Genomic DNA, 24,656 nt, shown 5'->3' with positions numbered 1-24,656 from the left:
CGGCCGGGGCCGGCCGAAACTCAGGGCTCGGCGAAATGCCGCGGACACCTGGCTGTGCAACAGTGTTGGCCGTGCCGTCGTATCTGTTGCGCATCGAGCTCGCCGACCGCCCGGGCAGCCTGGGCTCGCTGGCCGTGGCGCTCGGCTCGGTGGGCGCCGACATCCTGTCGCTCGACGTCGTGGAGCGCAGCTCGGGGTACGCGATCGACGACCTGGTCATCGAACTGCCGCCGGGCGCGATGCCGGACCGGCTGATCACCGCCGCCGAGTCACTGCCCAACGTCCGCGTGGACAGCGTCCGCCCGCATACCGGGCTGCTGGAGGCCCACCGCGAGCTGGAACTGCTCGACCACGTCGCCGCGGCCGGCGACAACGCCGCCAAGCTGCAGGTCCTGGTCAACGAGGCGCCCAAGGTGCTGCGCGTGAGCTGGTGCGTGGTGTTGCGCGGTTCGCGCGGGAAGCTGGAACGCCTCGCCGCCAGCCGCGGCGCCCCGGAAACCAAGGCCGACTCCGCTCCGTGGTTGCCGATCGAACGGGCGGCGACGCTGGACAGCACCGCCGAGTGGGTGCCGCAGGCGTGGCGCGAGATGGACACCACGATGGTCGCGGCGCCGCTGGGCGACCCGCACACCGCGGTGGTGCTGGGCCGCCCGGGCCCGGAGTTCCGGCCGTCGGAGGTGGCACGCTTGGGCTATCTCGCCGGCATCGTGGCCACCATGCTGCGCTGAACGGCGGTCGCTTACCGGATTGTCGCGAGCGCGCGCTCGAAGTCGGCGAGCAGGTCGTCGGTGTCTTCGATGCCCAGCGAGATGCGGGCGAATCCGGCGGCGACGCGATCGCCCCAGCGTGCCCGACGGTCCACCGACGTGTGGATCCCGCCGAAGCTGGTCGACGCGATGAGCAGCTCGCCGCCTTGCACCAGGGCGTGCACCGCGGCGGCGTCCGCCAGCTCGACCGACACCAGGGAGCCAAATCGCCGCATCTGGGTGACGGCCACCGGATGCGCCGGATCCTCGGCCAGACCCGGGTAGCGCACCGCTCGTACCGCCGGGTGGCGAGCCAGCATCGCCGCCACGGCCTGCGCGTTCTGGCATTGGCGCTCGAATCGAAGGCCGGCGCTGCCCAGGCTGCGCAGCAGCAGCCAGGCCTCGAATCCGCCCAGTATCGCGCCGCCGAGCAGCCGCTGGCGCTCCACGGCCGCCATCACCTCAGGCTGGTCGCTTGCCACGTATCCCGCCAGCAGGTCGCTGTGGCCCGACAGGATCTTGGTGGCGCTGGCCACCACCACGTCGGCCCCCAAAGACAGCGGCCGCTGCGCGAACGGGGTGGCCGCGGTGTTGTCGACGATCAGGCGCGCGCCGCTCTCGCGGCAGGTGGCGGCCAACCGGTGCAGGTCAACCACATCGAGCGCCGGATTGGTGGGAGTTTCGGCCAGGACAACGTCGGCGCCCGCGGCGGCGTCGTCGATGTCCGAGCTCGACGCCTCGATGACCGAGACCCCCGCGGGCGCAAGGGCTTCCGCGGCGTAGCGGCGCACCTGGTAGTAGCCGTCCGACGGCACGACAAGAGTCGAACCCGGGCCGACGAGCGCACGCAGCGCGGCACTGACGGCCGCCATGCCCGAGCCGAAGACCAGCGCACTGGTCGCGCCTTCCAGGTCGGCGACCGCCGATTCCACTTGCCGCCAATTCGGATTGGCGTTGCGCCCGTAGCCATCCCCGCCGGCGGTTTCGTCGTTCGAGAGGTGATAGGTGGCCGCCAGCACCGCGGGCGGTACCACCGGATGGCCCGAAATGGGTTGGGAACTAACCGCTTTGACACTCTGGGTGGAATCACCGTAGCGATTCATCGCGCTCACTCCTCGGCGACGGGTCCTTCGGCCAACAACTTTCGGAACCCGTCCTCGTCGAGGATCCGAACCCCCAGCTCGACCGCCTTGTCGTACTTGGAGCCGGGCGCGTCGCCGGCGACGACGTAGTCGGTCTTCTTCGACACCGAGCCCGCCGCCTTGCCGCCGCGCGCCAGGATCGCCTCCTTGGCGTCGTCGCGCGAAAACCCGGTCAGCGAGCCGGTGACCACGATCGTCAGGCCCTCCAGCGTGCGCGGCACGCTGGCGTCGCGTTCGTCGGCCATGCGCACCCCGGCGGCGCGCCATTTGTCGACGATCGCGCGGTGCCAGTCGACGGTGAACCACTCGGTGACCGCGGCGGCGATGGTCGGGCCGACGCCCTCGACCGCGGCCAGCTGCTCGGTGGACGCCTCCTCGATCGCGCGCAGGTCGCCGAATTCGGTGGCCAGCGCGCGGGCGGCGGTCGGCCCGACGTGCCGGATCGACAACGCCACCAGCACCCGCCACAGCGGTTTGGCTTTGGCCGCACCGAGATTGGCCAGCAGCCGCTTGCCGTTGGCCGACAGCGCGCCGCTCTTGGTGGTGAACAGCTCGGTGCGCAACAGGTCGTCCTCGGTCAGCGAGAACAGGTCGCCCTCGTCGGCGATGACGCCCGCCTGCAGCAGCGCGATGGCGGCCTCATATCCCAGCCCCTCGATGTCCAGCGCGCCACGGCCGGCCACGTGAAACACCCGCTCCCGCAGCTGCGCCGGGCACGCCCGGGCGTTCGGACAGCGGATGTCGGCGTCGCCCTCCTTGGCGGGCGCGAGCGTGGTCCCGCATTCGGGACACGTTGTGGGCATGATGAATTCGCGTTCCGAGCCGTCGCGCAGGTCGACGATCGGGCCGAGCACCTCGGGTATGACGTCGCCGGCCTTGCGGATCACCACGGTGTCGCCGATCAGCACGCCCTTGCGCTTGACCTCGGCGGCGTTGTGCAGCGTGGCCAGCCCCACCGTCGACCCGGCCACCTTGACCGGTGTCATGAACGCGAACGGCGTCACCCGCCCGGTGCGGCCGACGTTGACGCGGATGTCCAGGAGCTTGGTCTGCACCTCCTGCGGCGGGTACTTGTAGGCGATCGCCCAGCGCGGCGCCCGGGAGGTCGACCCCAGCCGGCGCTGCAGCCCGACATCGTCGACTTTGACCACCACGCCGTCGATTTCGTGATCCACGTCGTGGCGATGCTCGCCCCAATACGTGATGCGCTCGAGCGCGCCGGCCACGTCGTCCACCCGGGTGGTGTGCTCGGAGACGGGCAGGCCCCACGCGCCCAGCGCCAGGTAGGCGTCGTGCAGGGTGGCCGGCCGGAAGCCCTCGGTGTGCCCCACCCCGTGGCAGATCATGCGCAGCTTGCGGCGGGCGGTGACCGCGGGGTCCTTCTGCCGCAGCGATCCCGCCGCGCTGTTGCGGGGGTTGGCGAAGGGTGTCTTGCCGTCCTCGACCAGGGCGGCGTTGAGCGCCTCGAAGTCGGCGAGCCGGAAGAACACCTCACCTCGCACCTCGAGGACGTCCGGGATGGGGTGGTCGCCGCCGGCCGTGAGCCGCTCGGGCACGTTGTCGATGGTGCGGGCGTTGAGCGTGACGTCCTCGCCGGTGCGCCCGTCGCCGCGGGTCGCGGCCCGCACCAGCCGCCCGCCGCGATACACCAGCGACAGCGCGACGCCGTCGATCTTGAGCTCACACAGGTACGGCACCTGGTCACCGACCTCGGCGCGCACGCGCGCGGCCCACAGCTCGAATTCCTCGGCGCTGAACACGTTGTCGAGCGACAGCATCCGCTCCAGGTGCTCGGCTTCGGCGAAATCGGTGGCGAAGCCGGCCCCGCCGACGAGTTGGGTGGGCGAATCGGGCGTGCGCAGCTCGGGATGCTGCTCCTCGAGCGCTTCGAGCCGCCGCAGCAGCTGGTCGAACTCGGCGTCGGAGATGATCGGCGCGTCGCGCACGTAGTAGCGGAACTGGTGTTCGCGGACCTCGTCGGCCAGTTCCCGCCATTGCCGCCGGACCTCGGGCGCGACGGGGTCGGCGTCTGGTGAACTCACCTCCGCAGGCTATCGAAGGCCGCCGACGGGCCCGATCGCGACGCGGCGGCCACACCGGGGACGTCCCGAGACTGCAGCCACGCACACCCGGCCCGGCGTGTCGCGTGCGTAGGTTTACGTGTCGGGGTGACGCTCAGGCGCTCACGCGCTCACGCGCTCACGCGCTCGCCCGCTCGCCCGCTCGCCCGCTCTCGCCCGCTCTCGCCCGCTCGCCCGCTCGCCCGCTCACCCCCAGTTGTCGCTGTGAGGCGGGCAAAAGACCACATGCTCCCCGAGCCGGGGCTGGTGTGGCGCATGTGGCGCCGCCGATCACCGCCTAGATGGCGTCCGGATCCTCCGCGAACGCCTCGGCGGCCTTGCGGGCCAGCCCGATCGCGGCGCGGGCCCACTCGGGCGTCGCCGACGCCAGCCCGCACCGCGGGGTGACCCCGATGCGCTCGCGCAGCGCCGCGCGCCCGAAGCCGAGCCGGTCGGTCACGGCGACCACCGCCGCGGCCACCTCTTCGACCGAAGGCCGCCGCGCCGGACCGTCCACGCCGACCACGCCGAGCATGACCGTGCGACCCGATTCCACGAACGCCGCGATGCCATCCAGGTCCGACGCCCGCAGCGCGGCAGCGTCCACCGAGACGGCACGAAACCCACTGCGCTGCAGCAAATCCCACGGAATCTGCGGTGCGCAGCAGTGCAGCAGCGCGTCGGCGCCCACGGCCTCGGTGCACATCTCGAACAACGAAGTGGCGACCGCCGCGTCGAGCGCGGCGACCGGGGTCAGCGCCGTCACCCCGGTCAGCCCCCCGCCCAGCGCCGCCGGCAGCGTCGGCTCGTCGAACTGCACGACGACCGGGGTATCGAGGCGGCGGGACAGCGCCGCCCGGTGCGCGGCGACGCCCTCGGCCAGCGACGCGGCCAGGTCGCGCACGGCGCCCGCGTCGGTGATGGCCCGGTGGCCGCCGCCCAGTTCGAGCCCGGCGGCCAGCGTGATCGGGCCCGGGGCCTGCACCTTGACCACGCGCCCGCCGCCGCGCAGCCCCGCGGTCTCCCAGGCCTCCTCCAGCGCGTCCAGGTCCTCGTCGAGGAGGCTGGCGGCCCGACGTGTCACCGCGCCGGGCCGCGCGGCGATGCGGTAGCCGCGCGGAACCGTGTCGATCGCCACGTCGACCAGCAGTGCGCCGGCCCGCCCGAGCAGGTCGGCGCCCACCCCCCGGGCCGGCAGCTCGACGAGGTGGGCCAGCGCGCCCCCCAATTCGCCGACGACGACCTCGGCGGCTTCCCGGGGCGCCGCGCCCGGCCACGAGCCGACGCCGCTCGCCGTCGCGAAGGGATGCGCGAAAACACTCACCCGGCAACCGTATTCGACGTCGCCTCGCCCGCCGGTCGCCAGGGGTGTGTGATGCGAGTAGGTTCAACCGGGAAGGGTGCAAGACGGTGGGGCACATGGCGCGACGGACGGGGCAGCCGCTGCTGTTGTGCGCGTGCGGTGCGGTGCTGCTGACGGCCGCGTGCACGCGGGTGGTGGGCGGCGAGGCCGTCGCGGCGTTCGGGCCCGCCGCCAGGGGCATCCAGGGCGTGAACGTCGACGCGATCCTGCTGGACCAGCCGCGGATGCGCGCGATCACCGGCGCCGGCGAGCACCTGACGATCATCCCGTCGATGGACGGCAGCCGCCCGGTGGACATCGACGCCCTCGCCGACACCACGCCGGCCGACTGCCGGTTCCTCTACGCCGAGACGGCGACGTTCGGGCCCGACGTCGAGGAGTTCCGCAAGACCACCTTCCAGGACCCGCCCGACGGCGCGCTGATCTCCGAGGGCGCCGCGGCCTACCGCGACGCCGACACCGCGCGGCGCGCCTTCGGCGCCCTGGTGAACGCCGTCGGCACCTGCGCGGGCGGCTCCGAGGGCCAGCTGCTGGTCGGCGACTGGGACGCCAGGCCCGACTCGCTGCACCTGGGCCCCGGCGGGTGCGGGCGCGACTACCGGGTGCTGTCGGTGGCCCTGCTGGAGGTCACGTTCTGCGGCTTCCCGCAGTCGGTGTCGGACATCGTGATGACCAACATCGTGGCCAACTTCCCGCGCTAGGGGACTCACCAGTGCGCCGTGGTCAGCAGCTCGAAGTTGGGTCGGCCACAGCGGATCCACATCGCGACGTGCAGGGCCGTGACGGCCACCGAGACCGCCAGGGCGGCGATCGCCAGGCCGAAGCCCTGCTGCCCGCGCCGGGCGGCCTGGCGCCACCCGACGAGGGCGAGGACGGCGCTGAGCACCGGGCTGCCGTACATGCCCATCAGGCTCAGCACGAACGCCGCGATGATCAGGGCGTTGGTCTGGGCGGGCGGCACCGCCCGCGCGACGGGGTGGTTGCTACTCATGGCCCAAAGCTTCGGCGGACGCCCTTGGCGGATCCTCAACGAATTCTTGAAATCCTTGGTGCGCCGGTGCCGATCAGCGCGACGTGCCGGCGATGGTGGCGCTGCCCAGCACCTCGTCGCCGTCGGGGTCGGGGCGGTACAGCACCAGCGTCTGGCCGCGCGCGACGCCGCGCAGCGAGGCCCGCAGCCGCACCACAACCTCGTCGCCGACCAATTCGGCCACCGCGCCGACCGTTTCACCGTGGGCCCGCACCTGAACCGCACACTCGACGGGCCCCGCCGGCGCCGTCCCCGCGGTGAACACCGGCGACCGCCCGACCAGCCGGCGCACCTCCAGGTCGGCCGCCTCGCCCACCCGGACCGTGCCCGTGGCGGCGTCGATGGACGTCACGTACCGCGGGCGGCCGTCGGGTCCCGGCCCGGCGATGCCCAGCCCCTTGCGCTGCCCGACGGTGAAGCCGTGCACCCCGTCGTGGGTGGCCAGCACGGCGCCGTCGGCGGTGACGACGTTGCCGCGGCGCACCCCGATCCGCTCGCCCAAAAACGCGCGGGTGTTCCCGGACGGGATGAAGCATATGTCGTGGCTGTCCGGCTTGTCGGCGACGGCCAGGCCGCGGCGGGCCGCCTCGGCACGGATCGCCGGCTTGGGGGTGTCGCCGATCGGGAATTCCGCGTGCCGCAGCTGCTCGGCGGTCAACACGGCCAGCACGTAGGACTGATCCTTGTCCAAGTCGACGGCCCGGCGCAGCCGCCCGCCGGACAGCCGCGCATAGTGGCCGGTGGCCACCGTGTCGAACCCCAGCGCGAGGGCCTTGGCGGCCAGTGCCGAGAACTTGATCCGCTGATTGCAGCGCACGCAGGGGTTCGGCGTCTCCCCGCGGGCATACGAATCGACGAAGTCGTCGATCACGTCGGCTTCGAATCTCTCCGCGAAATCCCAGACGTAGAACGGGATGCCGAGCACATCGGCGACCCGGCGGGCGTCCGAGGCGTCCTCCTTGGAGCAGCAGCCGCGCGAGCCGGTACGCAAAGTGCCCGGCGCCGTCGACAGCGCCAGGTGCACCCCGACCACGTCGTGCCCGGCGTCGACCATGCGGGCGGCGGCGACCGACGAGTCGACGCCGCCACTCATCGCGGCGAGGACCTTCACTTACGGCGCCCCCGCGGCGGCCAGGGCGGCGCGCCGGGCCCGGTCCACGGCTCCGGGCAGCACCCGCAACACCGCGTCGACGTCGGCGTCGACGCTGGTGTGCCCCAACGAGAGTCGCAGCGAGCCGCGGGCGCTGGCGGCGTCGACGCCCATCGCGGTCAGCACGTGCGACGGTTGGGCGACACCGGCGGTGCAGGCCGATCCCGTCGAGCACTCGATTCCGTTGGCGTCCAACAGCATCAGCAGCGCGTCGCCTTCGCAGCCGCGAAACGTGAAGTGCGCGTTGCCGGGCAGCCGCAGCGGGTCGCGGGCGCCGTTGAGGCTGACGTCGTCGATGCCGGCCAGCACGCCCTCGACCAGGCGATCGCGCAGCGCCCGCAGCCGCGCGGCGTGGGGCTCGAGCCCGTCGACGGCGATGCGCACCGCCGCGGCCATCCCGACGGCGCCGGCGACATCCGGTGTGCCCGAACGGATGTCGCGCTCCTGACCGCCGCCGTGCGACAGCGGCACGCAGGCGACGTCGCGGCGCAACAGCAGCGCCCCCACCGCGGGCGGACCGCCGAACTTGTGCGCGGCGACGCTCATCGCCGACAGGCCGCTGGCAGCGAAATCCACCGGCAGCTGACCCACCGCCTGGACGGCGTCGCTGTGCATCGGAACGCCGAATTCGGCTGCGACCGCGGCCAGTTCGGCGACCGGAAGCACCGTGCCGACCTCGTTGTTGGCCCACATCACCGAGACCAGCGCGACGTCGTCGTGGCGTGTGAGCGCCTCGCGCAGCGCGGCCGCCGACACCGAGCCGTCGGCGGCGGTGGGCAGCCAGGTGACCTGGGCGCCTTCGTGTTCGACGAGCCAGTTCACCGAGTCCAGCACCGCGTGGTGTTCGACCGCACTGGTGATGATGCGCTTCTGCCGCGGCTCGGCGTCGTGGCGGGCCCAGTAGATCCCCTTGACGGCCAGGTTGTCGCTCTCGGTGCCGCCGGCGGTGAAGATCACCTCCGACGGGCGCGCGCCGAGCTTGTCGGCGATCAGCTCGCGGGATTCCTCGACCCGCCGCCGCGCCGCCCGGCCACTGGTGTGCAGCGACGACGCGTTGCCGACCGTGCCGAGCGCGGCCGTCATCGCCTCGATGGCGGCGGGGTGCATCGGCGTGGTGGCGGCGTGATCGAGGTAGACCATGACCCGCCCCACGATACCTGCAGGTCCGCAACGGCCCGAAGCCCCGCGCGCCCCACCGCATGCCGCGGATCAGCGCGCGCCGCACCGAAGTTGTCGCACGTCCTCGCCCGCCGTGGCTCCTGTGACGCAGAAAGCCCCCCGGCCGAATGGCCGAGGGGCTTCCCGTGGGCGCCTGGCGAAAGCTAACCCTTGCGGGCCTTGATCGCGTCGGTCAGCTGCGGGGCGACCTTGAACAGGTCGCCCACCACCCCGTAGTCGGCGATCTCGAAGATCGGCGCCTCTTCGTCCTTGTTGACCGCGACGATGGTCTTCGAGGTCTGCATGCCCGCGCGGTGCTGGATCGCCCCGGAGATGCCCAGCGCGATGTACAGCTGCGGCGAGACGGTCTTGCCCGTCTGGCCGACCTGGAACTGCCCGGGATAGTAGCCCGAGTCGACCGCCGCGCGCGACGCCCCGACGGCCGCGCCCAGCGAGTCGGCCAGCGCCTCGACCACGGAGAAGTTCTCGGCGCTGCCGACGCCGCGACCACCGGAGACCACGATGCTGGCCTCGGTCAGCTCCGGGCGGTCACCGGCCACCGCGGGCTCGCGGGCGGTGATCTTGGTGGCGTTCTCGGCGGGGGCGGGCACCTCGACGGTGACCTGCTCGCCGGCGCCGGCCTGCGGCTCCGCGTCGACGGCTCCTGCCCGCACGGTGATCACCGGGGTGTCGCCGTTGGCCTGCGCCTCGACGGTGAACGCGCCACCGAAGATGGAGTGCACGCCCTTGTTGCCCTCCTTGACCTCGACCACATCGACCAGCAGCCCGGAGCCGATCCGGGCGGCGAGCCGGCCCGCGATCTCCTTGCCGTCGGCGCTGGCGGCCAGCAGCACGGCCGCGGGCGAGTTCGACTCGGCCAGCGACGCCAGGACGTCGACCACCGGTGTGATCAGGTACTTCTCGGCGTCGTCGGACTCGGCGACGTAGATCTTGGCGGCGCCGGCCTCCTTCAGCCCGTCGACCAGCGGCGCGGCGGTGCCCGGCGCGCCGACCACGACGGCGGACGGCTCGCCCAGGGCGCGGGCGGCGGTGATCAGTTCGGCGGTGACCTTCTTCAACGCGCCTTCGGCGTGCTCGACGAGCACCAAAACTTCAGCCATGGGTTATTTCGCTCTTCTCGTGTCCGGGTTTTCTCGTCAGATGATCTTCTGGGCGACCAGGTACTGGGCGACCTGGTTGCCGCCCTCGCCTTCGTCGGTGACCTTCTCACCCGCGGTCTTGGGCGGCTTGGGCGTCGACGACAGCACGGACGACCCCGCGTTGGCCAGCCCCACCTCGTCGGCCTCGACCCCGATCTCGGCCAGGCTCAGCACCGTGACCTCTTTCTTCTTGGCGGCCATGATGCCCTTGAACGACGGGAAGCGCGGCTCGTTGATCTTCTCGGTCACGCTCACCACCGCGGGCAGGCTGGCCTCGAGCGTGAACACCCCCTCGTCGGTCTCGCGCTCGCCGGTGACCTTGCCGCCCTCGACCGACAGCTTGCGCAGGTGGGTGAGCTGCGGCAGGCCCAGGTACTCGGCGATGACGGCCGGCACCGCGCCGCCGACGCCGTCGGTGGCCTCGTTGCCGGCGATGACCAGCTCGGTGCCCTCGATGGTGCCCAGCGCGCGCGCCAGCGCCCACCCGGTCTGGATCACGTCCGACCCGTGCATGCCGTCATCCTTGAGGTGGACGGCCTTGTCGGCGCCCATGGACAGCGCCTTGCGGATCGCCTCGGTGGCCCGCTCGGGGCCGGCGGTCAGGACCGTCACCGACCCCTCGACGCCGTCGGCGGCTTCCTTCTCCCTGATCTGCAGCGCCTCTTCCACGGCGCGCTCGTTGATCTCGTCCAGCACCGCGTCGGCGGCCTCGCGGTCCAGCGTGTAATCGCCGTCGGTGAGCTTGCGCTCCGACCAGGTGTCTGGGACCTGCTTGATCAGGACCACGATGTTCGTCATGAGTCTGGTTCGTCCTCCTCGAAGGGGCCCCGCAGCGGTCGACCGCGGGACCTCGGTCACGCACTTCTTAACAGCACAGCGTGTTACTGGCGGGTAACTTTGTGCGGTCTGCTCTCACACCATAGCGGGTCACGCAGGCACAACCGCCCGCCTCCTCCCCCGCCCGCAATCGCGGACGGCGTGTCGCCGGGCGGCACGTTCTTTCGTTCCGCCCGGCTCTCCCGACAGGGGTGCCCACTTCCCGGTTCGCGAATCGGACACTTCGCGTTAGCCTGCCTATGCCATGAGCGCACACGTGCCCGACGTCCCCCCGCGCGCCCCCGGCGGCACCCCGCCGGCGGCCTCCCCAGCGGATTCAGCGGTGCTGATGCTGACCGGCGAGCGCACCATCCCGGACCTGGACATCGAGAACTACTGGTTTCGCCGGCATCAGGTCGTCTACGAGCTCCTCGCGCCGCGCTGCGCGGGCCGCGACGTGCTCGAGGCCGGCTGCGGCGAGGGCTATGGCGCCGACCTGATCTCCGGCGTCGCGCGCCGGGTCGTCGCGGTGGACTACGACGCGGCCGCGGTCGCCCACGTCCGCGCGCGCTACCCCGGGGTCGAGGTCATGCAGGCCAACCTCGCCGAGCTGCCGCTGCCCGACGCGTCGGTGGACGTTGTGGTGAACTTCCAAGTCATCGAGCACCTGTGGGATCAGCCACAATTCGTCGCCGAGTGCGCTCGGGTGCTGCGCCCGTCGGGGTTGCTGATGGTGTCCACCCCGAATCGAATCACCTTCTCCCCGGGCCGCGACACCCCTATCAACCCGTTCCACACCCGCGAGCTCAACGCCGACGAGCTGGCCGATCTGCTCGTCGACGCGGGTTTCGGCGACGTGTCGATCCGCGGGCTGTTCCACGGCTCGCGCCTGCGCGAGATGGACGCCCGCCACGGCGGGTCCATCATCGACGCGCAGATCGCCCACGCCCTGGCCGACACGCCGTGGCCCCCCGAGCTGGTGGCCGACGTCGCCGCCATCACCTGCGACGACTTCGACCTACGCGACACCGACATCGACCAGAGCCTGGACCTCGTGGCAATCGCGGTGCGCCCGTGAGCCCGTCGTTGCGGGGATCCCCCGCCCAGGTGCCCGGGCTGTTCACCCTGGTGCTGCACACCCATCTGCCGTGGCTGGCCCATCACGGCCGCTGGCCGGTCGGCGAGGAATGGCTGTACCAGTCGTGGGCGGCGGCCTACCTGCCGCTGCTGCGGGTGCTGCGCACGCTGGCCGGCGAGGACCGCCGCCACCTGCTCACCCTCGGCGTCACCCCGGTGGTCAACGCCCAGCTCGACGACCCGTACTGCCTCGACGGCATGCATCACTGGCTGGCCAACTGGCGGCTGCGCGCCGCCGAGGCCGCCGCGGCGGCCGGCGCGCGCCCGAAGTCCAAGTCGGCCCACTACCAGTCGTGCACACCGGAAGCGTTGCGGGCCTTGGGGATTCGCGAGGAGGCGGACGCGCAGGCCGCCCTTGAGGACTTCGCCACGCTGTGGCGGCACGGCGGCAGCCCGCTGCTGCGCGCCCTGGTCGACGCCGGCACGGTGGAGCTGCTGGGCGGCCCGCTGGCCCACCCGTTCCAGCCGCTGCTGAACCCGCGGCTGCGGGAGTTCGCCCTGCGTGAGGGCCTCGCCGACGCGCACCACCGGTTGGCACACCGGCCGACCGGGATCTGGGCGCCGGAGTGCGCCTACGCGCCCGGCCTGGAATCCGACTACGCCGCCGCGGGCGTCACGCACTTCATGGTCGACGGCCCGTCGCTGCACGGCGACACGGCCCTGGGCCGGCCGGTCGGCGACAGCGACGTGGTCGCGTTCGGGCGCGACCTGCAGGTCAGCTACCGGGTGTGGTCGCCGAAATCGGGCTACCCCGGCCACGCCGCCTACCGCGACTTCCACACCTACGACCACCTCACCGGCCTCAAGCCGGCCCGCGTCACCGGCCGCCACGTGCCCTCGGAAGCCAAGGCGCCCTACGACCCCGGTCGCGCCGACCGCGCGGTCGACGCCCATGTCGCCGACTTCGTCGACGTCGTCCGCGACCGGCTGACCAGCGAGTCCGAGCGCATCGGGCGGCCCGCGCACGTCGTCGCCGCCTTCGACACCGAACTGTTCGGCCACTGGTGGTACGAGGGCCCGACGTGGCTGGCGCGCGTGCTGCGCGCCCTGCCCGCCGCCGGGGTGCGGGTGGGCACGCTGAGCGACGCGATCGACGGCGGGTTCGTCGGCGACCCGGTCGCGCTGCCGCCCAGCTCGTGGGGGTCGGGCAAGGACTGGCAGGTGTGGGCCGGCGAGCAGGTGGCCGATCTGGTCCAGCTCAACACCGAGGTGGTCGACACGGCGCTGAGCACGGTCGACAAGGCGCTGTCGCAGATGGCGTCGCTGGACGGGCCGCTGCCCCGCGATCACGTCGCCGACCAGATCCTGCGCGAGACGCTGCTCACCGTCTCCAGCGACTGGCCGTTCATGGTGAGCAAGGACTCCGCCGCCGACTACGCCCGCTACCGGGCCCATCTGCACGCGCACGCCACCCGCGAGATCGCCGGGGCGCTGGCCTCGGGCCGGCGCGACGCCGCGCAGCGCCTGGCCGACGGGTGGAACCGGGCCGACGGCCTGTTCGGCGCCCTGGATGCGCGTAGGCTGCCCCGGTGACTTCCGCCGTTCCCCGCCAGCGCGAGTGTCTGCATTGTGACACGCCGGCGCGGCTGGCATTTTGGGGACGGTGGCCGGGCACGGCCGGGCGAACACCGCCGGGGGTACGCGGGTGAAAGTCCTTATGGTGTCGTGGGAGTACCCGCCGGTGGTCATCGGCGGGCTGGGCCGGCACGTGCATCACCTGTCGACCGCGTTGGCCGCCGCCGGCCACGAGGTCGTCGTCCTGTCGCGCCGCCCGTCGGGCACCGACCCCAGCACGCACCCGTCGTCGGACGAGTTCAGCGAGGGCGTGCGGGTGGTCGCGGCCGCACAGGATCCGCACGAATTCACCTTCAGCAACGACATGATGGCCTGGACCCTGGCGATGGGCCACGCGATGATCCGCGCCGGGCTGGCGCTGGATTTCACCCCCGACGTGGTGCACGCCCACGACTGGCTGGTGGCCCACCCGGCCATCGCCCTCGCCCAGTTCTATGACGTGCCAATGGTTTCCACGATCCACGCGACCGAGGCCGGCCGGCATTCCGGCTGGGTCAGCGGGGCGGTCAGCCGTCAGGTGCACGCCGTCGAGTCGTGGCTGGTGCGCGAATCCGACTCGCTGATCACCTGTTCGGCGTCGATGGCCGACGAGATCACCGAGCTGTTCGGCCCCGGCCTGGCCGAAACCACCGTGATCCGCAACGGCATCGACGCCGCCCGCTGGCCGTTCGCGGCCCGCCGGCCACGCACCGGTCCCGCCGAGCTGCTCTACCTCGGGCGCCTCGAGTACGAGAAGGGTGTGCACGACGTCATCGCGGCGCTGCCGCGCATCCGGCGCACCCACCCGGGCACCACCCTGACCATCGCCGGGGAGGGCACCCAGCTCGACTGGCTAGTCCAGCAGGCCCGTAAACACCGGGTGCTCAAGGCGATTCGGTTCGCCGGGCATCTCGACCACACCCAGCTGCTCGTGGTGCTGCACCGCGCCGACGCCGCGGTGCTGCCCAGCCACTACGAGCCGTTCGGGCTCGCCGCTCTGGAGGCCGCCGCGGCCGGCACTCCGCTGGTGACCTCCAACATCGGCGGGCTGGGCGAGGCGGTCATCGACGGGCACACCGGCGTCTCGTGCCCGCCCCGCGACGTGGCGGGGCTCGCCAAAGCGGTGCGCAGCGTGCTCGACGATCCGGACGCCGCGCAACGGCGCGCCCGCGCCGCCCGCGAACGGCTCACCTCCGACTTCGACTGGCACACCGTGGCCGCCGAGACCGCGCAGGTCTACCTGGCGGCCAAGCGCGGCGAGCGCCAGCCGCGGCCCCGGCTACCCATCGTCGAGCACGCGCTGCCGGACCGCTGACCGGGCGCACACGATCACTCCGCGCCACGGCCGTCGCGGCTGCGCCGGTAGGCGCGGCCCCGCAGCTCGGCGAGCCACTGCGGCGAAAGGCTGACCCCCGGCGCGATGTTGGCGACCGGGTCGAACGACACGTCCGGGTCGGGATCGAGCACGCCGGTCAGCCTCACCCGGGCCAGCGGCGTGAAATCCGACCTGCCCCGGGCCTGGTCGATCGCGAACTCCATGCCGCCGCCGTCGATCGCGTGGCGGACGGTGTCCAGTGACAGGCCGAAGCCGTCGACGTTCGCGGCGCTGCGGGCCCGCAGCCACCAGACGCCACCGTGGTAGCGGAAGGGCATGAGGCTGGTCAGCGTCTGCCCGTTCCACGAGGTGGTCGGTCGCAGCGCGGCGGCTCGGGCCAGCACCCCCGAGCCCGCCGAGACGAGCAGGATGTCCCACGGTGTCGCCGCCGGCGGCCGCGGTGGGACGCGGATCGCCAGTCCGACGAAGTCGGGCAGCGCCCCCGGCGTCCCCACGGCCTTGGAGACCCGGGCGACGACGTCCGACGACGGGAGGGGCAGCCCGTCGTCCGGCGGGGCGACGCGTTCGACAAAGCCCTGCGCCAGCACGCCGACCGGATGGAAAAAACGGCGCCCCCGCAGCGCAGCCCCCCACTGGAAGGGCTTGGCCGCAACGTCGAAAAGTCCGGAAACATTCACCGGCGCAGGGTTCCCCTTCCGCCGCCGGGGAAACCCGAGCGCGAAACGGATTGCGTCGCCGACGGTTACCGGCGCCTGACCATGCCGGCCATGCGCACCTCCGAAGGCGGTTGCGGCCCGTCGCGCGCGCGGCTGTCGAGGTAGAGCTGCCGCATGACCGACTGCCATGACTCCAGCGACGGCGCCGATCCCCACATGCCCTCGAACAAACCCACCATCGCGGCGTCGTCGTCGGTCAGGACGTACACGGGACCGCCGAAGTCGCGGTTGTCGACGGTCATGTCCGCGATGGCGAACCGCGCATTGCTGACGGGCCCCGCCTTGCCGCACCGTTGGCCGGCCGACACGCGCAGTTGGCACACCGGAAGGCCCTGTCGCACACGCAAAGCCGGCGCCTCGTGCAGATGGCGCCCGGTGGGCAACAGGTCCGTGGCGGCGACACCGGGCGCGAGGGCGATGACCTCGTACTCGACCGGCAGAATGGCGACATCCACCGCATCGTCCGCCGTCTGACGCCGGACGAGCACCACCGCACCCACCGGATGACTGTCCCCGTCGGTCACCAGCGAACCGCCGTCGCACTGGCCCGTCGTGAGCGCGACCCGCAACCGGGTTTCGACGAACCCCACCATGCAGTCGGTGTCGCCCTGACGAATCCGCATGCCGGGGAAGACGGTCGGTCCGCTGTCGGCATCGGCCGGGATACAGGCTCCCAACCAGACCACCGCGAGCGCGGCGGCGGTCGCCGCACGGCAGCCGCGGCCACCGATCGTTTCCATTGGGCCACACCGCCCACCGAAATCGACAAGGGTAAGAGCGGCGGTCGCGTACCCGCTGCCGACGGCCTCAAACGTCGGCACGAAAAGCGAACCGCCGGCGCCGGTCGCGGGGCCAGATAACGAAGACTTCGCGCCCGCGTCGCTTCGGGGCGGCGCCACCAAAGGGCTTCGGGGCTAGGCTCGTATGAGGTTGAGCTCACAGCTGCAGTCTCGGAGCGCGATGCGCGGTGCACCCCCCGCTCCCCTCACCAGATCGATCGGCGCACGACATGACAGCTCACCACTTTTTGGCTCCCCCGGGTCAATCCCAATCCGCCCGCTGCCGCTACATGGCCGACTGCAACGGCGCGCGGCTCTACGTTTTTGCCCCCACCCTGGGCACGGTCCTGCGTGTCGAGGGCGAAATCGACGCGTCGAACGCCAACCGCCTCGCCCAGGCGATCCGCCGTTTTGCCCGCCTGAGAACCCCGTTGATCCTCGACCTGAGTCACCTGGACTTCTTGAGCATCGACGGATTCCGGGCGCTGCTCGTCCTCAACCGCGAGCACCACCACGCACGGGTGCATTGCAGCGTGGTCGCCGGCCCCGCGGTTCGCCCGTTGCTGCGCATCGTCAAAGATCACGGCTTGCCGGTGGTCGGGTCGGTGGCCGAAGCCCTGCAGCTCATCGAGGACGCTTTGCGCGCGCGTCGCGGGGTGTTCTCCGAAGCGGTGCGGCGGCGACAGGACGGACGCGAGGCCATTCCTTCGTAGGGTCCTAACACCGTGGGCGACCGGCCTTTTCGGCACCCACCGCGGCCCGGGCCCCGTCGCCGTGCCAAACCCCACTGGCGATTCCACCATTCATTCAGTATATTAATATTTCAGTTATTGAACTGAACTCACATCTACCGCGGGGCCCGTGCGGGCACGTCCGCCGTGCGGGGTGTTTGTCTTCTCGCGGAGGGGGTACAAGGCGTGAGCCTGAGCCATTCGGGCCGGCGCCATTCGGGCCGGCGACAGACCGACCACGCGAGGGAGGCTTCGGTGGGAGCCGTGCGCGCGTTTCCCGGGGTGCGCCCCGCCCAGGCCGCGCCCGCCGGTCCGCCCCCGGACCCGGACCACCTGGAGGGCTGGCGCACGTCGCTGCGACGCGCGGTGCTGGCCAAGGTCGCCGAGTTCGTCGCCGCCCGGTGCGCCGGCGAGCTGGGCGCCTGCGGCGTCGACGTCGCGGGCGACGTCCTGATGGGTTTCGTCGGCGGCGGCAAGTGCCTGCGGTCCACCTTCATGTACCTCGGTTGGCTGTGCGGGGCACCGCCCAGTGATGCCGCCGTGTCGGCGACCGCCAGCCTCGAGCTGCTGCACGCGTTCGCGCTGCTGCAGGACGACGTGATGGACGAGTCGGCGGCCAGGCGAGGCCGGCCCGCGGCGCACGTCCAGTTGGCGGCCTGGCATCGGCGGCGCGGGCTGTCGGGATCGTCGCGGCGGTTCGGCGAATCGGCCGCCATCCTGCTGGGCGACCTGTGCCTGGTCTGGGCCGAGCAGATGCTGCGCGACAGCGGGCTGCGGCGCCTCCAGCTCGCCAGGGGCTGGCCGCGCTACGACGCCATGCGCACCGAGCTCGCGGTGGGCCAATTCGCCGACATCGCAACCGACGTGCGCGACTTCCCCACACTGGAGGCGGTGCTCGAGGTGGCCCGGTTGAAGTCGGGAAACTATACGGTGCGCCGGCCCCTGGAGATCGGGGCCGCGATGGCCGGCTGCGACGAGCGGGTGCTGTCGGCGCTCGGCACCTACGGGTCCGCGGTCGGCGAGGCGTTCCAGCTTCGCGACGACATCCTCGGCATCTTCGGATCGCCCGACGCGACCGGCAAGCCCGCCAATGACCTGAGCGAACGGAAGGCCACCAGCGTCGTGGTGGCGGCCCACGAACTGGCCGACGCCTCGACCCGTCGGCAATTCCACGAACTGATCACCGCCGACCGGCTCGACGATTCCGCGCTGGACCACTGGCGCAACCTTATCCTCGCCACCGGCGCCTTGCGACGGATCGAGGAGCTGATCGCCGATCGGGTCGAGACGGCGCGAAAGGCCTTGGACTGCAGCGCCCTTGACGATCGGCTGACGACCGCGCTGATGGACATGGCCGGCCTGTGTGCGCGGCGCGCGGCATGACCGCACGCGCCGTGCCCGGCAGCACCGACCACGTCGTGGTGGTCGGTGCTGGATTCGCCGGGCTGGCCGCCGCGCTGCACCTGGCCGGCCGCGGCCGGGAGGTGACGGTGGTGGAGCGGCAGCCGTGGCCGGGCGGGCGCGCGGGCCGGCTCGACGTCGACGGGTTCCGCGTCGACACCGGCCCGACGGTGCTCACGATGCCGGACATCATCGACGAGGCCTTCGCCGCCGTCGGCGAAACCTCGTCGCACCGCCTCGAATTGCGGCCCGTGGACCCGGCGTATCGCGCGATGTTCGCCGACGGCAGCGCCATCGACGTGCACAGCGACGCCGAACGAATGGTCGCCGCGGTGCGCGACTTCGCCGGCCCGCGCCAGGCCGACGGCTACCTGCGGTTGCGCCGGTGGCTCACCCGCCTCTACCGCACCGAGTTCGACGGGTTCATCGCCGCCAACTTCGACTCCCCGCTGTCGCTGCTCAACGCCCGGCTGGCCCGGCTGGCGGCAATCGGCGGATTCCGGCGCTGGGACACGATGGTCAAGCGATACCTCAGCGACCCACGGCTGCGCCGTGTCTTCACCTTCCAGTCGCTCTACGCCGGCGTCGCGCCGCAACACGCCCTGGCCGTCTACGCGGTGATCGCCTACATGGACACGGTCGCCGGCGTGTTCTTTCCGAGCGGCGGCGTGCGGGCGCTGCCCGACGCGCTGGCCGCCGCCGCCGACGACGCCGGGGTGCAGTTCCGCTACGGCTCCACGGTCACCGCGCTGGAGCGCAGCGGCTCACGGATCACCGCGGTGCACACCGACGACGAGCGCCGCATCGCGTGCGACGCGGTGGTGTTGACGACGGAGCTGCCGCAGACCTACCGGCTGCTGGGCCGGCGGCCGCGCCGGGCCCTTCCGCTGCGCGCGGCGCCCTCGGCGGTGGTCCTGCACGTGGGGTGCCGGGCCGCACCGTCCCAAACCGCCCACCACACAATCCTTTTCGGCGCGGCGTGGGAGCAGACGTTCACCGACATCGTCGAACGCGGCCGCCTCATGGCCGATCCCTCGGTGCTGGTCACCAGGCCGACCGCGGGCGACCCGGCCCTGGCGCCCGCCGGGCGCGACCTGCTCTACGTCCTGGCTCCCGCGCCCAACCTCGCTAGCGGCGACATCGACTGGTCCCGAATCGGCGACGCGTACGCGGCCGGCCTGCTCGACGTCGTGCAGGACAGGCTGTTGCCCGGGCTGCGCGACGACGCCCGGCTGCTGCACGTCGACACCCCCGCCGACTGGGCCCGCCAGGGCATGGTGGCCGGCACGCCGTTCGCGCTGGCCCACACGTTCGCCCAGACCGGCCCGTTCCGGCCGGCCAACACCGTGCGCGGCCTCGACAACGCGGTGCTGGCCGGGTCGTCGACCCTGCCCGGGGTGGGCGTGCCGACCACGCTGATCTCCGGGCGATTGGCCGCCGACCGCGTCACCGGGACGGCCGACCGGCGCGCGGCAACCCTCGACCTGAAGGCCGGCTCGCGATGATCCGCACCGAGCTGGACGCCGCCGGGATCCGCGATCCGCGCCTGCGCGAGGCGTATCAGCGCTGCCGGCGCATCGCCGCCGCGCATGGCCGCACGTATTTCCTGGCCACCCGGCTGCTCGCCCCGGACCAGCGCCCGGCCGTGCACGCGCTGTACGGCTTCGCCCGCCACGCCGACGACATCCTCGACGAGCCGAATCCGCAACTGGACGTCGGCGCGCGGGCCGAGGCGCTGCAGCGGCTGTCGGACCGGTTCTTTTCCGGCGGCGGGCACCCCGACGAGCCGGTCCTGGCCGCGGTCGATCACACGGTGCGCCACTACGGGATCGCGGCGGAGCTCTTCGAGGACTTTCTCGCCTCCATGCGCATGGATCTCACCGTCACCGACTATCCGGACCGCCCGGCCCTCAACCGCTATATGCGCGGTTCCGCGGAAGTCATTGGGCTGCAAATGCTTCCGGTACTGGGCACGGTGGGTGACGCCGACGAGGCCGCGCCGTACGCGGCCGCGCTGGGCCGCGCTTTCCAGCTCACGAATTTCCTGCGTGACGTCGACGAGGACCTGGCCCGCAACCGGATCTACCTGCCCGCCGACGAGCTCGCCGCCTTCGGCGTGGACCGCGAGCTGATGATGTGGTGTCACGCCCACCGGCGCACCGACGCCCGGGTGCGGGCCGCGCTGGCGGCTCAGCACCAGATCACGCGCGAGATCTACCGCTTCGCCGCAGAGGGCATCGCGCTGCTGGCGCCGCGCTCGCGACCGTGCGTGGCCACCGCGCTGACCCTGTACTCGGAGATCCTGGATCGCATTGAGGCCGAAGGCTTCTCGGTGTTCACCCGCCGCGCCACGGTCGGCACGTCGCGGCGGCTTCGGGTCGCCGGCGGCGCGCTGCTCCGGGCGTGGGGGGCCCGCATCGCCCACCCCGGGCCGCGAAGGTCCGGTGCGGCGTGACCGATCGCTGGCAATACCTGATCGTGCTGGGCCTGTGCCTGGCGATCACCGCGCCGCTGGAGCTGTTCGGCGCCGGCGTCTACCGCCGACCGCGTCGGCTCGCGCTCTCCGTGTTGCCCGTCGCGGCGCTGTTCCTCGCCTGGGACGCGGTGGCGATCGCCGCGGGCGTGTGGGGGTACGACGACGCGTATATCACCGGAATTCGCGCCCCGTTCGGCGTGCCCATCGAGGAAGTGTTGTTCTTCGTGGTGATTCCGGTGTGCGCCCTGCTGACCTACAACGCGGTGACGACCATCCTCGGCCGGGGCGGGCGCCGATGACCGGCCTGGGTTACACCGTGCCGGCCATCGCGTCGGTCCTGGCGGTGTGCGCGCTGGAGTTCGGGCTGTTGCGCACCGGGCTGTTCCGGCGGGCCGCGTACTGGCTGTCGATGGTGATCGTGCTCGGGTTCCAGGTGCCGGTCGATGGCTGGCTGACCAAAAGCGGCGCCCCGATCGTGCTCTACGACGAGCGGCAGACCAGCGGCGTCCGGTTCCCGTTCGACATCCCCATCGAGGACTTCTTGTTCGGCTTCGCACTGGTCACGGCCGTGCTGTTGGTGTGGGAGCGGCAACGTGCGCGTGGGTAGGTCGGGCCTGCCCCGCGCCGACGTGCCCGGCGCGTTCGACGACGGCGCGGCGGCGTACGACCGGCTCGTCGGCGCCAACCCGTCCTACCACGCCAACCTGGGCCTGTCGGCGCGCCGCATGGGGCTGCCCGGACGCGGCCGCGGCCTGCGCCTGCTCGACGCGGGGTGCGGCACCGGCGCGTCGACGGCCGCGCTGCTGGCGGTGGCCCCCGACGCGGAGATCGTCGCCGTCGACGCCGCGCGCGGAATGCTCGACGCGGCAACGGCAAAGGCGTGGCCGCCGTCGGTCCGGTTCGTGCACGCCCGCATCGAAGAACTGGACGGGCGCGGCGTCAACGGGCCCTTCGACGGCATCCTGGCCGCCTATTTGCTGCGCAACCTTGCCGACCCGGACCGCCAGCTCCGGGCGTTTCGGGCCCTGCTGCGGCCCGGCGGCGTCCTTGCGGTGCACGAGTATTCGGTGCGCGACTCCCGCGCCGCGACGCTGGCCTGGCACGCGGTGTGCTGGGGCATCATCATCCCGTCCGGGTGGTGGCACACCCGGGACACGACGCTGTACCGCCACCTGTGGCGGAGCGTGCTGGCGTTCGACGGGGCGGCGCGGTTCGGCCGGCGGCTGCGCGACGCCGGATTCGCCGGGGTGCGCCGCCACACCGTGCCGGGCTGGGAACACAACATCGTGCACACCTTCATCGGGGAGGCGCCGCGATGACCGACCGCCGCCGCCGCGTCCACCCGGCACCGCCGGGAGCACCCGACGCGGGCGCGCTGTCCCCGCGGCCCCGCGCGGTCGTCGTCGGCGTCGGGATCGCCGGCCTGGCGGCCGCCACCGGGCTCGCCGAGCGCGGGGTCGCCGTCGAGGTCGTGGAACGCGAAGGCTACCTCGGCGGCCGGGTCGGCGGGTGGACCGAACACACCGACGGTGCCGAGCTGGCCATGAACCGCGGGTTCCACGCGTTCTTCCGCCAGTACTACAACCTGCGGGCCCTGCTGCGGCGGGTCGATCCCGAACTGCGGATGCTCGCCCCCGTCGGCGACTACCCCCTCATCGACGGGGCCGGCCGACGTGACAGTTTCCGCGGCCTGCCCCGCACCCCACCGTGGAACGCGCTGGCGTTTGCGTTGCGCAGCCCCACGTTCCGGCTGCCCGACCTGGCCCGCATCAACGCCCGCGCCGCCGCGCCGCTCGCGGCGGTGTCGGTCCCCGACATCTACCGGCGGCTCGACCACATCGACGCCGAAACCTTCCTGAAGGCCATCAATTTCCCCGAGTCCGCCCGCCACCTCGCGTTCGAGGTGTTCTCCCGCAGCTTCTTCGCCGAACCGGCGCACCTGTCCGCCGCCGAGCTGGCGACCATGTTTCACATCTATTTCCTGGGCTCCAGCGAGGGCCTGATCTTCGACGTCGCCACCGCGAACTTCAACGTGAGCCTGTGGGATCCGCTGCGGGACTACCTCGGCGCCCGGGGTGTTCGGGTCCACCTCGGCGCGAGGGTGTCCCGCGTCGAGCCCGGCGCCGCGAAAACCCTTTGCGTTCACACCGATTCGGGCGAACGGCTGGACGCCGACGCCGTCGTGCTGGCGCTCGACGTGGGCGGCCTGCAAGGGGTGGTCGCCGCGTCGCCGCGGCTCGGCGACGATCCCTGGCGCGACCGGATACGCCGGCTGCGCACCGCACCGCCGTTCGTGGTGCACCGGCTGTGGCTCGGGCGGCCCGTCGACGCGAACCGGCCCGCTTTCCTGGGCACCGCGGGGCATCGGCCCGTCGACAACATCAGCGTGCTCGAGCGCTACGAACACGAGGGCGCCGCCTGGGCGCGCCGGCACCGCGGATCCGTCGTCGAATTGCATTCGTACGCGGCCGGTTCCGATTTGCCGCCCGCGGCGGCGGCCGCGCAGCTGCACCGGCTGTACCCCGAGACGGCCACCGCGCGCGTCGCCCACGAGCGCGTGCTGCGCCACGCCGACTGCCCGCTGTTCGCGCCCGGGACGTACCCGCACCGGCCGGGCGTGGCCACCCCGCACCCCGGGCTGGTCCTGGCCGGCGACGGGATCCGCATCGACCTGCCGGTGGCGCTGATGGAACGCGCCGCCACCACGGGCTGGTCGGCCGCCAACCGCCTGCTGGCGTCGTGGGGGCTGGCCGGCCACGAGCTGTGCACGGTGCCCACCCGCGGGCGGTCGGCGCTGCTGCGATCGCTGGCGGACCGGCCGAGGCGGCGGCCGTGAAACCCGTCCGGCTCGGCGGGCTCCCGCAGCTGCGGTGGCCCAAGGACTGGCCCGTCGGCGTGATCCCGCGCGCCCCGTGGGCGCGGCAGCGCCCGACCTACCGCGACGCACAACCGGGCATCATCGCCGCCGCGTTGGACCGGGCCGAACGCCGGCCGACGGGGAACTGGTACGCGTTCGCCGCCAGCCGCGACATCCGCGCCGCCCGCCCGTCGGGCGCGCGCGTCGCCGGCGTCGAGCTGGTCGCCTGGCGCGACGCGCACGGTCGCCTGCGCGTCGGTCCCGCGGCCTGCCCCCACCTGGGTGCCGACCTCGCCACCGGGGTGGTGCGCTCGGGCGTCCTGTTCTGCCGCTGGCACGGGCTCGCATTGTCCGGTGACGGCTGCGAATTCGGCTGGCGGCCGTTGCCCAGCCACGACGACGGCGTGCTGGCCTGGGTCCGCCTCGACTCCGCCGGCGAGGAGGGGCCGCTGGACGCGCCGGTGCTCGGTCCCCGGCCCCCCGGTGACGCCCTGACGGCGGTCACCCGTGTCACCGGTCGCTGCGAACCGTCCGACGTCGTCGCCAACCGGCTCGACCCGTGGCACGGCGCGTGGTTGCACCCGTACTCGTTCACCCGGCTCGACGTGCTCACCACCCCGACCGAGGAGGACGACCGCTTCCTGGTGTCGGTCACCTTCCGGATGGGGCACCTCGGCGTGCCCGTGATCGCCGAATTCACCACCCCCGACGCCCGCACCGTCCTGATGCGCATCGTCGAGGGCGAAGGGACCGGCAGCGTCGTCGAAACCCACGCCACCCCAATCGGTCCCGGTCCGGACGGGCGGCCCCGCGTCGCCGTGATCGAGGCGGTCATCGCGGTGTCGCAGCGCCCGGGCTTCGCGACCGCGCGCCGCGCGGGCGTGTTGATCACACCGCTGATGCGCTACGCGGCAACCCGGTTGTGGCGCGACGACCTGGCCTACGCGGAACGCCGTTATCGGGTCCGCACCGGTGGATAGCATGGTGGTACCGCGGCACCGGCCGGCGGGAGAAGGCCGAAACGGCGATGAAAACAGCGCACCG

Annotated in this window: 24 protein-coding genes; 14 read left to right on the top strand and 10 right to left on the bottom strand. The window is 72.5% G+C overall.

What is annotated here, in order from left to right; all coding sequences use genetic code 11:
* The first annotated feature begins 71 nt into the window (after window positions 1-71).
* Window positions 72-728, top strand: coding sequence for an ACT domain-containing protein (locus BST11_RS20525; RefSeq protein ID WP_142276465.1), 657 nt, complete (start codon window positions 72-74; stop codon window positions 726-728).
* An 11-nt stretch (window positions 729-739) separates the two neighbouring features.
* Here the strand turns inward: BST11_RS20525 and BST11_RS20520 are convergent, their stop codons facing one another.
* The 3 genes from BST11_RS20520 to BST11_RS20510 form a co-directional block, all read right to left on the bottom strand.
* Complete coding sequence (locus BST11_RS20520; RefSeq protein WP_083139824.1) at window positions 740-1,849, bottom strand: cystathionine gamma-lyase; 1,110 nt, start codon at window positions 1,847-1,849, stop codon at window positions 740-742.
* 5 nt (window positions 1,850-1,854) lie between these two features.
* Complete coding sequence (gene ligA / locus BST11_RS20515; protein ID WP_083139799.1) at window positions 1,855-3,930, bottom strand: NAD-dependent DNA ligase LigA; 2,076 nt, start codon at window positions 3,928-3,930, stop codon at window positions 1,855-1,857.
* 316 nt (window positions 3,931-4,246) lie between these two features.
* Window positions 4,247-5,272, bottom strand: a complete 1,026-nt coding sequence (locus tag BST11_RS20510; RefSeq protein ID WP_083139798.1) for a uroporphyrinogen decarboxylase/cobalamine-independent methonine synthase family protein — start codon at window positions 5,270-5,272, stop codon at window positions 4,247-4,249.
* 95 nt (window positions 5,273-5,367) lie between these two features.
* On the opposite strand from BST11_RS20510, the gene BST11_RS20505 reads away from it, so the two are divergent.
* Window positions 5,368-6,012, top strand: a complete 645-nt coding sequence (locus BST11_RS20505) for a sensor domain-containing protein (RefSeq protein WP_083139796.1) — start codon at window positions 5,368-5,370, stop codon at window positions 6,010-6,012.
* Window positions 6,013-6,017: 5 nt separating this feature from the next.
* Here the strand turns inward: BST11_RS20505 and BST11_RS20500 are convergent, their stop codons facing one another.
* From BST11_RS20500 to BST11_RS20480, 5 genes are all read right to left on the bottom strand, one after another.
* Window positions 6,018-6,302 carry a DUF4190 domain-containing protein gene (locus BST11_RS20500; protein WP_083139794.1) on the bottom strand — a complete coding sequence of 95 codons (285 nt, stop codon included), beginning with the start codon at window positions 6,300-6,302 and terminating at the stop codon, window positions 6,018-6,020.
* Between the two features lie 73 nt (window positions 6,303-6,375).
* Window positions 6,376-7,452, bottom strand: a complete 1,077-nt coding sequence (gene mnmA / locus BST11_RS20495) for a tRNA 2-thiouridine(34) synthase MnmA (RefSeq protein WP_142276464.1) — start codon at window positions 7,450-7,452, stop codon at window positions 6,376-6,378.
* Window positions 7,453-8,631 carry a cysteine desulfurase family protein gene (locus BST11_RS20490; RefSeq protein ID WP_083139793.1) on the bottom strand — a complete coding sequence of 393 codons (1,179 nt, stop codon included), beginning with the start codon at window positions 8,629-8,631 and terminating at the stop codon, window positions 7,453-7,455.
* A gap of 182 nt (window positions 8,632-8,813) precedes the next feature.
* Window positions 8,814-9,770 carry an electron transfer flavoprotein subunit alpha/FixB family protein gene (locus BST11_RS20485; protein ID WP_083139791.1) on the bottom strand — a complete coding sequence of 319 codons (957 nt, stop codon included), beginning with the start codon at window positions 9,768-9,770 and terminating at the stop codon, window positions 8,814-8,816.
* Between the two features lie 36 nt (window positions 9,771-9,806).
* On the bottom strand, window positions 9,807-10,607 hold the full coding sequence (locus BST11_RS20480) for an electron transfer flavoprotein subunit beta/FixA family protein (protein ID WP_083139788.1): 801 nt from the start codon (window positions 10,605-10,607) through the stop codon (window positions 9,807-9,809).
* Between the two features lie 283 nt (window positions 10,608-10,890).
* On the opposite strand from BST11_RS20480, the gene BST11_RS20475 reads away from it, so the two are divergent.
* The 3 genes from BST11_RS20475 (at window position 10,891) to BST11_RS20465 (ending at window position 14,631) form a co-directional block, all read left to right on the top strand.
* Complete coding sequence (locus BST11_RS20475; RefSeq protein ID WP_083139786.1) at window positions 10,891-11,703, top strand: class I SAM-dependent methyltransferase; 813 nt, start codon at window positions 10,891-10,893, stop codon at window positions 11,701-11,703.
* Between the two features lie 8 nt (window positions 11,704-11,711).
* Window positions 11,712-13,295: a 1,4-alpha-glucan branching protein domain-containing protein gene (locus BST11_RS20470; RefSeq protein ID WP_083139822.1), complete on the top strand. Its 1,584-nt coding sequence runs from the start codon at window positions 11,712-11,714 to the stop codon at window positions 13,293-13,295.
* 112 nt (window positions 13,296-13,407) lie between these two features.
* Window positions 13,408-14,631 (top strand): glycosyltransferase family 4 protein, encoded by a 1,224-nt coding sequence (locus BST11_RS20465; protein WP_083139820.1) that lies wholly within the window; start codon window positions 13,408-13,410, stop codon window positions 14,629-14,631.
* Between the two features lie 14 nt (window positions 14,632-14,645).
* Here the strand turns inward: BST11_RS20465 and BST11_RS20460 are convergent, their stop codons facing one another.
* Complete coding sequence (locus tag BST11_RS20460) at window positions 14,646-15,329, bottom strand: phosphodiesterase (protein ID WP_083139785.1); 684 nt, start codon at window positions 15,327-15,329, stop codon at window positions 14,646-14,648.
* A gap of 65 nt (window positions 15,330-15,394) precedes the next feature.
* On the bottom strand, window positions 15,395-16,108 hold the full coding sequence (locus BST11_RS20455) for an Rv1815 family serine proteinase (RefSeq protein ID WP_083139784.1): 714 nt from the start codon (window positions 16,106-16,108) through the stop codon (window positions 15,395-15,397).
* A 329-nt stretch (window positions 16,109-16,437) separates the two neighbouring features.
* On the opposite strand from BST11_RS20455, the gene BST11_RS20450 reads away from it, so the two are divergent.
* The 9 genes from BST11_RS20450 to BST11_RS20410 all read left to right on the top strand — a co-directional run bounded on the left by BST11_RS20450 (window position 16,438) and on the right by BST11_RS20410 (window position 24,592).
* Complete coding sequence (locus BST11_RS20450; protein ID WP_083139783.1) at window positions 16,438-16,860, top strand: STAS domain-containing protein; 423 nt, start codon at window positions 16,438-16,440, stop codon at window positions 16,858-16,860.
* Between the two features lie 300 nt (window positions 16,861-17,160).
* Entirely contained in the window at window positions 17,161-18,261 is a 1,101-nt protein-coding gene (locus BST11_RS20445; protein WP_244897733.1) for a polyprenyl synthetase family protein, read from the top strand.
* On the top strand, window positions 18,258-19,784 hold the full coding sequence (gene crtI, locus BST11_RS20440; protein ID WP_083139819.1) for a phytoene desaturase family protein: 1,527 nt from the start codon (window positions 18,258-18,260) through the stop codon (window positions 19,782-19,784). The genes BST11_RS20445 and crtI overlap by 4 nt, the downstream gene beginning before the upstream one ends.
* The gene (locus BST11_RS20435) at window positions 19,781-20,734 is read left to right on the top strand and encodes a phytoene/squalene synthase family protein (protein WP_083139781.1); all 954 of its coding nucleotides are present in this window, start codon (window positions 19,781-19,783) and stop codon (window positions 20,732-20,734) included. The genes crtI and BST11_RS20435 overlap by 4 nt, the downstream gene beginning before the upstream one ends.
* On the top strand, window positions 20,731-21,054 hold the full coding sequence (locus BST11_RS20430; RefSeq protein WP_068211301.1) for a lycopene cyclase domain-containing protein: 324 nt from the start codon (window positions 20,731-20,733) through the stop codon (window positions 21,052-21,054). Before BST11_RS20435 ends, BST11_RS20430 begins: the two co-directional genes overlap by 4 nt.
* Window positions 21,051-21,362, top strand: a complete 312-nt coding sequence (locus tag BST11_RS20425) for a lycopene cyclase domain-containing protein (RefSeq protein ID WP_067326476.1) — start codon at window positions 21,051-21,053, stop codon at window positions 21,360-21,362. The genes BST11_RS20430 and BST11_RS20425 overlap by 4 nt, the downstream gene beginning before the upstream one ends.
* Window positions 21,349-22,074, top strand: coding sequence for a class I SAM-dependent methyltransferase (locus tag BST11_RS20420; RefSeq protein ID WP_083139780.1), 726 nt, complete (start codon window positions 21,349-21,351; stop codon window positions 22,072-22,074). Before BST11_RS20425 ends, BST11_RS20420 begins: the two co-directional genes overlap by 14 nt.
* Window positions 22,071-23,591 (top strand): FAD-dependent oxidoreductase, encoded by a 1,521-nt coding sequence (locus tag BST11_RS20415; protein ID WP_083139779.1) that lies wholly within the window; start codon window positions 22,071-22,073, stop codon window positions 23,589-23,591. Before BST11_RS20420 ends, BST11_RS20415 begins: the two co-directional genes overlap by 4 nt.
* Window positions 23,588-24,592: a DUF5914 domain-containing protein gene (locus BST11_RS20410; protein WP_083139817.1), complete on the top strand. Its 1,005-nt coding sequence runs from the start codon at window positions 23,588-23,590 to the stop codon at window positions 24,590-24,592. Before BST11_RS20415 ends, BST11_RS20410 begins: the two co-directional genes overlap by 4 nt.
* Window positions 24,593-24,656 lie beyond the last annotated feature (64 nt).

It is taken from the genome of Mycobacterium alsense (genome assembly GCF_002086635.1).
Lineage (GTDB): Bacteria > Actinomycetota > Actinomycetes > Mycobacteriales > Mycobacteriaceae > Mycobacterium > Mycobacterium alsense.
Note: the sequence above shows the minus strand (reverse complement) of the source record. Positions and strands in the feature narration are given on the sequence as shown.

Excerpts from the sequence above, each read along its gene's own strand:
- crtI (WP_083139819.1), top strand. The coding sequence starts at position 18,258 with ATGACCGCACGCGCCGTGCCCGGCAGCACCGACCACGTCGTGGTGGTC.
- BST11_RS20505 (WP_083139796.1), top strand. The coding sequence starts at position 5,368 with ATGGCGCGACGGACGGGGCAGCCGCTGCTGTTGTGCGCGTGCGGTGCG.
- BST11_RS20485 (WP_083139791.1), bottom strand. The coding sequence starts at position 9,770 with ATGGCTGAAGTTTTGGTGCTCGTCGAGCACGCCGAAGGCGCGTTGAAG.
- BST11_RS20520 (WP_083139824.1), bottom strand. The coding sequence starts at position 1,849 with ATGAATCGCTACGGTGATTCCACCCAGAGTGTCAAAGCGGTTAGTTCC.
- BST11_RS20415 (WP_083139779.1), top strand. The coding sequence starts at position 22,071 with ATGACCGACCGCCGCCGCCGCGTCCACCCGGCACCGCCGGGAGCACCC.
- BST11_RS20455 (WP_083139784.1), bottom strand. The coding sequence starts at position 16,108 with ATGGAAACGATCGGTGGCCGCGGCTGCCGTGCGGCGACCGCCGCCGCG.
- BST11_RS20500 (WP_083139794.1), bottom strand. The coding sequence starts at position 6,302 with ATGAGTAGCAACCACCCCGTCGCGCGGGCGGTGCCGCCCGCCCAGACC.
- BST11_RS20425 (WP_067326476.1), top strand. The coding sequence starts at position 21,051 with ATGACCGGCCTGGGTTACACCGTGCCGGCCATCGCGTCGGTCCTGGCG.
- BST11_RS20450 (WP_083139783.1), top strand. The coding sequence starts at position 16,438 with ATGGCCGACTGCAACGGCGCGCGGCTCTACGTTTTTGCCCCCACCCTG.
- BST11_RS20490 (WP_083139793.1), bottom strand. The coding sequence starts at position 8,631 with ATGGTCTACCTCGATCACGCCGCCACCACGCCGATGCACCCCGCCGCC.
- BST11_RS20480 (WP_083139788.1), bottom strand. The coding sequence starts at position 10,607 with ATGACGAACATCGTGGTCCTGATCAAGCAGGTCCCAGACACCTGGTCG.
- BST11_RS20475 (WP_083139786.1), top strand. The coding sequence starts at position 10,891 with ATGAGCGCACACGTGCCCGACGTCCCCCCGCGCGCCCCCGGCGGCACC.
- BST11_RS20435 (WP_083139781.1), top strand. The coding sequence starts at position 19,781 with ATGATCCGCACCGAGCTGGACGCCGCCGGGATCCGCGATCCGCGCCTG.